This is a genomic window from Myroides odoratimimus (genome assembly GCF_038039805.1).
Classification (GTDB): Bacteria; Bacteroidota; Bacteroidia; order Flavobacteriales; family Flavobacteriaceae; genus Flavobacterium; species Flavobacterium odoratimimum_B.
In genome coordinates this window covers 148,755-160,790 of sequence record NZ_JBBPHK010000004.1, presented here as the reverse complement: position 1 = coordinate 160,790, position 12,036 = coordinate 148,755, and the positions used below count along the sequence as shown (strand labels likewise).

The window sequence follows — 12,036 nt, the reverse complement described above, 5'->3', positions numbered from 1 at the left end:
ATTTAAACTTTTTTAATACAATTAAAAATGATTAAACGCCCTTTTTAGCAATAAGCAATACAGAACATAACAATACTTTTTATGAAATAAAAGATATACTTCAGAGATAATCTATTGATTACCACCCAATAATTGTAATATTCAATTTATTACCTATATTTAATCATACTTATCTATTTAGAATACAACTATTCTATAAGAATAATAAAACTCAAAAGATATGCCACTCTACCTCTATTTAAAAACTAAACTTTAAAATACAAAAAAAGAGCAACCATTATTGGATGCTCTTTTACTATTTTATTTTTCTATTTCTCTAAGATTTTCCATCTTCTTCATTTCTAAGAATCCTTTGATATCTTCGAAATGTTCTAATACTCTCTTATTTCCAAACTCGAATACCTTCTCTGCTAGACCATCTAAGAAGTCACGGTCGTGTGATACAAGGATCACAGTCCCTTCGAATTCTTTTAAAGCTGCTTTGATGATATCTTTTGTCTTCATATCTAAGTGGTTCGTAGGCTCATCCAGAATCAATACATTATAAGGTTCTAATAATAGTTTTACCATTGCTAGACGTGTCTTCTCTCCTCCAGATAATACTTTTACTTTCTTGTGAATATCATCACCTGAGAACATAAATGCTCCTAAGATATTTTTTATCTGTGTTCTAATATCTCCTTCTGCTATTCTATCCACAGTTTCGAAAATAGTCAAATCCTCATCTAATAAAGATGCCTGGTTCTGTGCGAAATAACCAATCTGTACATTATGTCCTATCTCTAAGCTTCCTTCGAACTCTATTTCTTTCATAATAGCCTTAATCATAGTAGACTTACCTTCCCCATTCTTTCCTACGAAAGATACTTTCTGCCCACGTTCTACTACTATACTCGCATTTTTAAATACGACATGATCTCCATACGATTTAGACAATTCGTTCACTACTACTGGATATTGACCAGAACGTGCTGCAGGAGGAAACTTCAGCCTAAGAGCAGAGTTATCTACTTCGTCTACCTCTATGATTTCTAATTTCTCTAGCATCTTCACACGAGACTGCACTTGTAATGTCTTAGAATACGTCCCTTTAAAGCGCTCAATAAATTCTGTAGTTTCTGCAATCATTTTTTGCTGTTCCTCATACGCTTTTAGCTGATGAGCACGTCTATCCTGACGCAATACTAAATAGTCAGAATACTTCGCTTTATAATCATATATTTTACCCATCGTTACTTCGATTGTACGATTGGTAATATTATCTACGAAAGCACGGTCGTGAGAAATGACCATTACCGCTTTAGCTTGATTGATTAAGAAATCTTCTAACCACTGAATACTCTCGATATCCATGTGGTTCGTAGGCTCATCTAGTAAAATCAAATCTGGCTTTTGCAACAAAATTTTTGCTAACTCGATACGCATTCTCCATCCCCCACTAAACTCAGAAGTAGGTCTTGTAAAATCCTCTCTCGTAAAACCTAATCCTTTTAATATCTTTTCTACCTCTGCTTCATAGTTCACCTCCTCTATAGAATAGAACTTCTCACTTAACTCAGATACACGCTCGATTAACTTCATATAAGCATCACTTTCATAGTCTGTACGAACAGTCAACTCTTCATTAAGCTCATCGATCTCTTTTTTCATAGAGAATATACTCGCATACGCCTTAGACGCTTCTTCCATTACAGTACAGTTATCTTCTGTCAATAAGTGCTGTGGAAGATAGGCTATCACAGCTTCTCTAGGTGCTGATATATTCCCTGTTGAAGGTTTATTCACACCTGCTACTATCTTTAATAAAGTAGATTTTCCTGCTCCATTCTTTCCCATAAGAGCAATCTTGTCGTTTTCATTAATTGAAAAATTGACACCACTAAATAAAGTAGTACCACCAAACTGAACTGAAATATCGTTAACTGTAATCATGTAACTCTGTATATCTGTTTTTGAATTAAGTTGCAAATATAGTATTTGTTAAGTACCATCTACTACATTTTAATTAATAAAAAAGCTCTGTAAAATTTAATTTACAGAGCCTTATATTTTTATAGTATCATCACTAGACTTCTTCTTGAACTCCCGTTTTCTTACCACACATAAATAGTAATACATATCCTATGATACCACCAAGACCTGAAGCAATTAGAATACCTAATTTTGCTTGATCTGGGAACTCTGGATGTATATTAATATCAAATGCTAACTCGGTAACGAATAATGACATCGTAAATCCAATCGCTGCTAAGAATCCTAATCCTAATAAGTTAAGATAAGTCATTCCCTTAGGCATTGCTACCACTTTAAGCTTTATTAATAATGCTGTTAATCCTGAAACTCCTAACACTTTTCCTACTAATAGACCGAATGCTACACCTAATGTCACAGCACTTAATCCACCGTCTCCTATACTAATCGGAATAGCTGCATTAGCTAACGCAAACACTGGCATCACAAAGAATGCTACAAAATTATGCATACTGTGCTCTAAACGAATAGAAGCTGGTAACGCATCTGTAGCTAAATCTTTAATATCGTGCACACATTCCATCTGATCTCCTGTAAGGTTAGGAATCTTATCATCTGGATCTATTTTGCTAAAACGATCTCTCAGCATATTTAATTTAGACACGAAGTACGATTCATGTACCTTTGCTGTACTTGGTATAGCGAATGCCGCTAATACTGCTGCGATAGTAGCGTGTACCCCTGATAACAAGAAGCATAGCCATACCCCACCGATACCGATGATCGCGTAGTATATCGTATTTCTAATTCCCACTAGATTACTGATTACTAATAATCCGAAGAACCCTAACCCCATACCTAGATTAGCTAGAGATAAGTCACTTGTATAGAACATAGCGATAACAAGTACTGCTCCTAAGTCATCCGCAATCGCTAAAGCTGTCAAAAACACTTTTAACGAAGTAGGTACTTTATCACCTAATAAATATAATACTCCTAATGCAAAGGCAATATCTGTAGCCATCGGGATTCCCCATCCATGAGCCGCATCTGTTCCACCATTAAATACAGTATATACTAAAGCTGGTACAGCCATACCACCGATAGCAGCGATAATAGGTAACATCGCCTTCTTAGGAGATGATAATTCTCCAGTAGTTAACTCACGTTTTAATTCTAAACCAACCACAAAGAAGAAAATAGCCATCAGACCATCATTCACCCAATGTTTTAAAGAGTGGTTTAAAGTCATATCATTTAATGAAAACCCAATATGGTTATCATCCCAAAAACTCATGTAAGCATCTGCCCATTGCGAATTTGCCATAAAAATAGCAAATACAGCAGCTAAAAATAATACTACCCCACCAGACGTAGATTTACTCATGAATCTACTCATGGGTTTTGCAATCCACTTGTCTGCAGGTGTCTCTCTAATTTGATCTTCCATTATGTTGTAAAATAAATAATAGCGAATATATATTTTCTTCGCATTTTACACAAATTTCTACTGTGTTTTTTACAAATAACTAAATTTACATCAGCAATAAACTTTTTATTTTAAATAATTCACATTTAATAATTAAATAGAACTGTTCCTTAAACTCCTTGCTCTTAATACAAAAAAACATGACTTTTTTTATCAATCTAAAAAATATCTCCTTACCTTTTCATAGACTGTTTAAAAAATAAAGAAACTATAGCACTACCATATTCTAGTCTGTCTTGTTATTTTTCAATGGAATAACAGCCAAAATTATACAAACACTACTTTTATTTTTTTTGTCTTAAAGTTCTTCATTTTCGCTAATCAAACTACGATTCCTAAATACCCTTCTCTACTTTATATTATTTGATCACTAATCTTTCTATTTAGTTTTACTATACTAGCACATTGCTAGGGGTATTCTTGCACATTCCTTCGACAAAATGGCCTTCTAGGCTAGTAAACCCCTAGAATACTCCTAGCACCCCCCTATAAAGTGCAAGCCAAACGAGATATAGATTACTTAAAGCTCCTTTACATACAGTTTTTTACCAATACTCATATTATATACACAATGAGAAAGAAGCAATACGAGTGTAATTCTTCACAAGTTCAGATGACATCATGAACAGAAATACACTAGTGTAAAGTCTCAGATCACGATTCTCTGATAGCGCAATAACTTTTAGCATATATTAATAATGTATAACTCTTAAGATTAAGTATATTTGTACTTTCATAAACTCATACTATGGATACAATCTTAGACTCAAATATAGAACCTAAAGCTAAACCAAAGTGGCTTCGTGTGAAACTTCCTACTGGGAAGAAATACACTGAACTTAGAGGTTTAGTAGATAAATATAAACTGAACACAATCTGTACCTCAGGTAGTTGTCCTAATATGGGAGAATGCTGGGGAGAAGGAACTGCTACATTTATGATATTAGGAAATATCTGTACGCGTTCTTGTGGATTCTGTGGGGTAAAAACAGGACGACCAGAAACAGTAGACTGGGATGAACCTGAGAAAGTAGCTCGCTCTATCAAATTAATGTCTATCAAACACGCTGTTATCACTAGTGTGGATAGAGATGACCTTAAAGATGGTGGGTCTATTATCTGGGCAGAAACGGTACAAGCTGTGAGAAGAATCAGCCCTGGAACTACAATGGAAACACTGATACCTGACTTCCAAGGAATAGAGAGAAATATCGATAGAATCATAGAGGTCAATCCTGAGATAGTGTCTCATAATATGGAGACTGTTAGAAGACTGACTCGTGAAGTGCGTATCCAGGCTAAATATGACCGAAGCCTAGAAGTACTTAGATACCTAAAAGAAAAGGGAATCAATAGAACTAAATCTGGTATCATGTTAGGACTAGGAGAAACAGAAGAAGAGGTGATCCAGACTATGCATGACCTTAGAGCTGTAAACCTAGATGTACTAACGATAGGACAATACCTACAACCTAGTAAAAAGCACTTGCCTGTGAAAGAGTTTATTACTCCTGAGCAATTCGAGAAATACGAAAAGATAGGGCTAGAATTAGGATTCAGACACGTAGAAAGTGGTGCCTTAGTTCGCTCATCTTACCGAGCGCAAAAACACCTTTTATAATATAAATAAGGTCGCGTTCTCCGCGACCTTCTTCTTTTTACACTTATGAGTAAAATAAAAATAGCAATAAATGGTTTTGGTCGTATAGGCCGTAACCTTTTTAAACTCCTTTTAGATCATCCTGCCATAGAGGTAGTCGCTATAAATGATCTGGCTGATACGCAGACCATGTCTCACCTACTAAAATATGATAGTATACATGGTATACTGAATAAAGAGGTAAGTTATGACAAGGACCATATCATCGTAGCGGGTAAGAAAATAGCCTTCTTTAGAGAGAGTGAGATATCAGGTCTAGACTGGAAAACGTTAGATATAGACTATGTCATAGAAGCAACTGGACGTAGAAAAACCTATAGCTTATTAGAGCAACATATCCAGCAAGGAGCTAAACGTGTAATCTTATCTGTACCACCAGAGGACAATGTCATCAAGACTATCGTACTAGGTGTGAATCACCATATCTTAACAGGAGAAGAGCTTATCATCTCTAATGCGAGCTGTACGACTAATAATGCTGCTCCTATGGTCAAAGTAATTAAAGAATTATGCGGTATAGAACATGCTTATATCACTACGGTACACTCTTATACTACTGACCAGAGTCTACATGATCAGCCTCATAAAGATCTGAGAAGAGCTAGAGGTGCTGCTCAGTCTATAGTCCCTACTACTACAGGAGCTGCAAAGGCATTGACTAAAATATTTCCTGAATACGAAGGCAATATTGGTGGTGGTGGTATACGAGTACCTGTGCCTGATGGGTCATTGACAGATATTACCTGCATCGTCAAAAGAAAAGTAGAAATAGAGGAAATCAATGCGGCATTCAAAAAAGCTGCAGAAGGAGAACTAAAAGGTATCTTAGCCTATACTACAGATCCTATAGTCTCAGTGGATATCTTAGGGAATACAAACTCGTGTCTATTCGACTCTCAACTAACTTCTGTCTTAGACAAGATGGTAAAAGTAGTGGGATGGTATGACAACGAAATCGGTTATTCTTCTAGGTTAATAGACTTGATTACCTATTTCGAAAAGATAAAAAAGTAATTTTTATTTTAGATAAAGACATAAAAAAAGCGTTATCAATGTATTGATAACGCTTTTTTTATAGTGTAATGAGAATTACTTTTTCTCATTTAATTTTTGACTCATTTCCATAGAGATCGCAGAGCGCTCCATCTGTAACTTACCAGCCATAGTCTCGATAATTACTGTAGTTACGTGTAATTCATTGATTCTACCGTGAATTCCAGACTTAGTAACAATACGATCACCTACTTTAATACTAGCTTCATAAGCTTTCTCTTGTTTCATTTTCTTTTGTTGTGGACGAATCATTAAGAAATAGATTACCACGAACATTAAAACTATAGGTAAAAATTGTTGTAAATTTTCCATTTGGTATTATTTATAGGTTATTAATTACTACGAAGACCTACGTTAGCTTTAATCGTAAGTGTCTCTTCTCCTTTTTTTGTATTCGTAACCAAAGTTACTGTTTTTTGTTGTTGTCCTTCTGCCCCTGTCTGAAACTTAACAGTTAATTTAGAAGTTTCTCCTGGCTTAATAGGTGTTTTTTGATATTCTGGAACTGTACATCCACAAGATGCTGTAGCATTAATAATAATTAAATCAGCTTTACCTGTATTCTTTAATTCAATTTCAGTTGTTACAGATTCATTATTTGCAATATTCCCGAAATCGTGTACTGTTCTATCAAAAACAATCTCTGGATACTCTCCATTAGTTTTGTTGCTTTCTACTTTAGCAGCATTCTCTCTGTCAATCAAGCTAGAAGCAGCATTGTTCTCTTTACAAGAAACTACTGTAAAAGCTAACCCTAATGTTAATAATAAAAATTTTCTCATAGTTCTTTACTTAGTTTAGAAAGGTTATAGCAATCCTTTCCCGATTTTATTAAGTCTATTCTCGTCGTTATAAACTTTAGAAATATTATCTAAAACTCCATTGATAAAAATACTACTTTTTGCTGTAGAATACTCTTTTGCAATCTCTAAATATTCATTAATTGTCACTTTTACTGGAATAGAGCTAAACTTCAAGAATTCGCAGATAGCCATTCTCAGGATGATTGTATCTAATTCTGCAATACGCTCAGGATCCCAGTTAGGTGTTTTATCTTCAAACTCTTGTGTTAATTCCGCAAAGTTTAGAATCGTCTTTCTATAAAGATTAATAGCGAACTCTTGGTCTTCTGAGTCTTTATAAACCTTCGGTACGATGAACTGTACGTCTCTTTCTTTTAGCTTGCGAAGTTGTTTTTGGATCATGGTATTCACCACAGGAATATCATCTAACCAAGTCAGTTTACTGTCTTCTAAGAACTCATAGATCTTCTCATTAGGTGCGATAACTTCTGTAAAGATGTCACATACGAACTGACGATCATCTTCAAAAGTCACTTCACTCTTAGCCATATAAGCTTTAAAGAAAGTACTCTCTTTCACTTCGTCCAATAACATTTGGATATAGTTATCGTGTACTTGCCATGTAGTAATCTTCTTCTCCTCTATCTTATTCGATATAGAAGTAGAGCTTTCTAATAGGTCTAGAACTCTGTTCTCGATAAAACGCTTGCTTGGGTTTCGTTCTGCGGCAGTAGCTAAATGTTTTTTTTGTGCTAAGGAGATATACTCGACTTCTTTTTTTCTAATCTCTACTAAGGTTGTAATCATTAATAAGTATAGATCTTGTATATTCTCTATACTATTGATTAGAAACTTTTCTCCTGACTGAATTTGTTCAGAATTACTTTGTTGCATTGCATAAAGCGTTTGCATAACCTTTATACGAATGTGTCTTCTGTTTAACATGCTACTTAAGAACTTTAAAAAAAATAAATTATATGTTGTTTGTATAACGAGGGCAAAGGTATAAAAATATACTTTTAATCAAATCAGAAATTTAATAGAACTATATAATTTAACTTGAATTTTAATAATTTATTTAAAACTCTAAAATTTAGGATCGCTAATAATCCTTTATCTTTGCATAGCTAGATAGGCTTTTTTTGTCTAGTTTTATCAATTATTAAAAATGCTTCTATATAGCATTTATACCAAGTATGAGCGCATTAAGTCAATTAAATAAGTATTTCTATAAATATAAATATCGTTTCTTAATAGGTGTTATTATTACCATAGTAGCACAGATATTTACATTATACACCCCTAAACTAGTCGGAGACTCTATCCGTACACTAGAACAGATGACTGTCTTCGATAAAGGAGAAGTAACTTCTATCCTACTGAATAATATTCTGTGGATACTGATCACTACCTTAATAGCAGGATTCTTAACCTTCTTAATGAGACAAACACTGATCGTGATGTCACGCCATATCGAGTTTGATTTAAAGAATGATGTGTTTAAACATTATGAGGTGTTGTCTCAGAGTTTCTACAAAAGAAATAGAACTGGAGACTTAATGAACCGCATCAGCGAAGATGTAGGTAAAGTAAGACAGTATGTAGGACCAGCAGTGATGTACTCTATCAATACATTAATCCGTTTTGCGGTAGTACTGACACAGATGTACTTAATCTCTCCACAGTTAACCCTGTATTCGTTAGTACCACTTCCATTGCTTGGATATTTTATCTACAAATTAAGTAAGCAGATTAATGAGAGAAGTTCTATCTTCCAAGCTAATCTATCCAAACTAACCACCTTCTCACAAGAGATGTTCTCTGGAATAAGAGTAATCAAAGCTTATTCTATAGAACAAGAAAAACAAGATGAGTTTAGAACACTAACTCAAGAGAGTAAAGACAAATACTTAAACTTAGCTAAATCTAGTGCTTTAATAGCACCACTGATGATTTTCTTAATCGGGTTGAGCAACTTGGTGGTGATCGCTGTCGGAGCCTTAATGTTCTTTAATCGTAGTATCCCTGATATCGGTATCATCGCTCAGTTTATCCTATATATTAATATGCTGACATGGCCTATTGCTTCTATTGGTTGGGTATCTTCAATGATCCAAGAAGCAGAAGCTTCTCAAAAGCGTATCAACGAGTTCTTAAATGAACAACCTGAGATATACAATACGAATCCTAACCAGACTAACGTAGAAGGGAATATCACCTTTGACAATGTGTCATACACTTATGATGACACTGGTATACAGGCTCTAAAGAATGTATCCTTCACTTTAGAAAAAGGAAAAACACTTGCTATATTAGGTAAAACAGGTTCTGGTAAATCTACACTACTAACACTAATTAGTAGAATGTACGATGTCACTAGTGGAAATATCTATATAGATGACACACCTATCAAAGACTGCAATCTAAAAGATCTGAGAAACAGTATCGCTGTAGTACCTCAGGACGCTTTCTTATTCTCTGATACCATCAGTAATAATATTAGATTTGGTAAAGAAGACGCTACTGAAGAAGAGATCATCGAAGTAGCTAAAAAAGCTGTTGTCCACGATAATATCACTCAATTCAATGAAGGATATAACACTACGCTAGGAGAAAGAGGACTAACGCTATCTGGAGGTCAGAAACAACGTGTTTCTATCGCTAGAGCACTGATAAAAGACGCTCCTATTCTAGTTTTAGACGATGCATTATCTGCTGTAGATACAGAAACTGAAGAGAAAATACTACAAAATCTAGAAGAACACAGCAAAGAAATCACGACACTAATTGTCACACACAGAGTTTCTTCTGCTAAGAATGCAGACCAAATAATCGTGCTAGACCATGGTCAAATCGTAGAACAGGGTACACACAACGAACTTATAAATACTGACGGGTACTATAGAGAGTTGTACCAAAAACAATTAAATGAAAAAGAATTGTTATAAATAGTTGGTTTATTAGGTTTTTTTTTAGACTTTTGAATGCTATATGAACAAATCAATTAATTGATAAGAAGGAATTATGAGAGATAACGAAATGTTAGAAAAAGAAGAAATTTTTTCAAAAGTACTAAGAGCGGGTAGAAGAACTTATTTCTTTGATGTTAGATCTACAAAGGCAGATGACTATTACATAACAATTACTGAGAGTAAAAAGTTCACGGAAGAGGATGGATCTTTTCACTTTAAAAAACACAAAATCTATTTATACAAAGAAGATTTCGGTGCTTTTAGAGAGATCTTAGATGAGATGACTCAATTCGTAGTAGATCACAAGGGAGAAGAAGTTATTTCTGAGAGACATCAAAAAGATTTCAAAAAAGAATATCAGTCAGAGAATGAGGTAAATTCATTTACTGATGTTAGTTTTGACGATATTTAATAGAAACACACAAAATAAAATAAGTCCGAGTTCTTTAACTTGGACTTTTTTTTTACCTTTGATTTAGTAAATCATAGGCAATGATGTCTGCCTCGAACCGCTTCTCTATAGAATGCTGATGACGTCTAACATAATAGTATACTAATGTAAAACTGAATGATAGACTATGCATTTTAATTTCTCAAGCTTTAAACAAGCTTTCAATCCAAAAAACATTTCTTTTTCGCTACTGATAAAATGGTTCATTATTATCTTATTATCTGGAATATTAATAGGTAGTATATCAGCGCTATTTCTATATGTATTAGAGGAGGTGACGTCTATAAGGGGAGCACACAGTTATTTATTATATGGTTTACCTGTTGGTGGGTTCTTAATAGGACTATTATATTACTATTATGGCAAAGAGGCTAATCAAGGGAATAACCTAATCATATCAGAATACCACACTCCCTCTAAAACAATACCTTTCAAAATGTTTACCTTAGTGTTACTAGGGACTTGGGTTACTCACCTCTTTGGAGGGTCTGCTGGGCGTGAAGGCACAGCTGTGCAAATGGGAGGTACTATAGCAGATCAACTTAATAAATACTTACATTTAGGCTCTGAGGCTAGAAAGACAATCCTTTTAATGGGGGTTAGTGCTGGATTTGCATCTGTATTTGGCACTCCTATAGCAGGTATTTTCTTTGCATTTGAATTAATGCTTCTAAGAAATTTTAGACTTCATAGTGTATTACCTGTTGTAATGACAGCTTATATAAGTCATTACAGTTGTATCGCCTGGGGAATACATCATACTATGTACACTGTGGATGTACCTATCTCTAATATGATAACTACGTTGCTGAAATGTGCTGTAGTAGGTGTCCTTTTTGGTCTAACAGCTTATCTATTCATCTTGTGTTTACAAAAATGGGGACAGCTTTTTACAAGAACAATACCCTACCCTCCACTAAGACCTTTTGTAGGAGCGCTACTCTTTATACTCTTAATCCACACCATAGGTAACGAAAGCTACTTAGGACTCGGTGTTCCAACAATCGTAGATTCTTTTATGACACCCATGAGCTCGGAAGTATTTATACTAAAGATAGTATTCACAACATTAATCTTAGGTGCGGGATTTAAAGGTGGAGAGGTGACCCCTCTATTCTTCATAGGAGCTACACTGGGTAGTTATCTATCTATCTACGCAGGCTTACCTATAAGTCTTATGGCTGCTTTAGGCTTTGTAGCTGTTTTCGCAGGAGCTACTAAAACACCTCTAGCTTGTACATTTATGGGTATAGAGCTTTTTGGCATAGAATATGCTATATTACTAGCATTAGTATGCTTTGTAGCCTATTTTACATCAGGGAAACAAAGTATCTATAGCGAACAGTTTAAAAACAAGAATAAGATAATAGATATAAAATTGAAATAAGTGTATATAATCAAAGGATAAATAGCATATTTTCAAAGTACTAGTAGTAAATTAGTATTAAATTATTAATATGATATTTTCAAGGCTTTATATTCACAAAATTATAATTACAAAAACGAGGTAAATTCAAAATCTTTGCTACCTTTGCTTCGTAAATTTCATAAGGTATTGATTGATTTGAGACTAAGAAATTAGTGCAATCTTCATAAAATAACTTGTGAAAAAGAATAACAAAATAAACGCTAATTCT

The 12,036-nt window shown here is 34.3% G+C and carries 10 protein-coding genes and 1 riboswitch; of the genes, 5 read left to right on the top strand and 5 right to left on the bottom strand.

The features are described from left to right. Positions 1-300: 300 nt before the first annotated feature. Together AABL85_RS05560 and nhaA are read right to left on the bottom strand one after the other, a co-directional pair. Positions 301-1,932, bottom strand: coding sequence for an ABC-F family ATP-binding cassette domain-containing protein (locus tag AABL85_RS05560; RefSeq protein ID WP_041889619.1), 1,632 nt, complete (start codon positions 1,930-1,932; stop codon positions 301-303). 133 nt (positions 1,933-2,065) lie between these two features. Next, positions 2,066-3,421, bottom strand: a complete 1,356-nt coding sequence (gene nhaA / locus AABL85_RS05555) for a Na+/H+ antiporter NhaA (RefSeq protein WP_286436870.1) — start codon at positions 3,419-3,421, stop codon at positions 2,066-2,068. 787 nt (positions 3,422-4,208) lie between these two features. Between nhaA and lipA the strand changes: the two genes are divergently transcribed. Continuing rightward, a complete protein-coding gene (gene lipA, locus AABL85_RS05550; RefSeq protein WP_041889613.1) occupies positions 4,209-5,081 on the top strand; it encodes a lipoyl synthase in 873 nt (290 codons plus the stop codon). Positions 5,082-5,126: 45 nt separating this feature from the next. Continuing rightward, the gene (gene gap, locus AABL85_RS05545; protein ID WP_341309431.1) at positions 5,127-6,134 is read left to right on the top strand and encodes a type I glyceraldehyde-3-phosphate dehydrogenase; all 1,008 of its coding nucleotides are present in this window, start codon (positions 5,127-5,129) and stop codon (positions 6,132-6,134) included. A gap of 75 nt (positions 6,135-6,209) precedes the next feature. Here the strand turns inward: gap and yajC are convergent, their stop codons facing one another. Genes yajC through nusB form a run of 3 tightly spaced genes read right to left on the bottom strand, consistent with a single transcriptional unit; the run spans position 6,210 to position 7,921 of the window. After that, positions 6,210-6,485, bottom strand: coding sequence for a preprotein translocase subunit YajC (yajC, locus tag AABL85_RS05540; protein WP_341309430.1), 276 nt, complete (start codon positions 6,483-6,485; stop codon positions 6,210-6,212). A gap of 20 nt (positions 6,486-6,505) precedes the next feature. Beyond that, a complete protein-coding gene (locus AABL85_RS05535) occupies positions 6,506-6,955 on the bottom strand; it encodes a DUF1573 domain-containing protein (RefSeq protein WP_286413688.1) in 450 nt (149 codons plus the stop codon). A gap of 24 nt (positions 6,956-6,979) precedes the next feature. Next, positions 6,980-7,921 (bottom strand): transcription antitermination factor NusB, encoded by a 942-nt coding sequence (gene nusB, locus AABL85_RS05530; protein WP_286413690.1) that lies wholly within the window; start codon positions 7,919-7,921, stop codon positions 6,980-6,982. Between the two features lie 251 nt (positions 7,922-8,172). Between nusB and AABL85_RS05525 the strand changes: the two genes are divergently transcribed. The 3 genes from AABL85_RS05525 (at position 8,173) to AABL85_RS05515 (ending at position 11,786) form a co-directional block, all read left to right on the top strand. Beyond that, positions 8,173-9,924: an ABC transporter ATP-binding protein gene (locus tag AABL85_RS05525; protein ID WP_341309429.1), complete on the top strand. Its 1,752-nt coding sequence runs from the start codon at positions 8,173-8,175 to the stop codon at positions 9,922-9,924. 76 nt (positions 9,925-10,000) lie between these two features. Beyond that, the gene (locus AABL85_RS05520; protein WP_041889599.1) at positions 10,001-10,360 is read left to right on the top strand and encodes a PUR family DNA/RNA-binding protein; all 360 of its coding nucleotides are present in this window, start codon (positions 10,001-10,003) and stop codon (positions 10,358-10,360) included. A 67-nt stretch (positions 10,361-10,427) separates the two neighbouring features. After that, positions 10,428-10,495, top strand: a riboswitch (Fluoride riboswitch). Positions 10,496-10,526: 31 nt separating this feature from the next. Continuing rightward, on the top strand, positions 10,527-11,786 hold the full coding sequence (locus AABL85_RS05515) for a chloride channel protein (protein ID WP_341309428.1): 1,260 nt from the start codon (positions 10,527-10,529) through the stop codon (positions 11,784-11,786). Positions 11,787-12,036 lie beyond the last annotated feature (250 nt).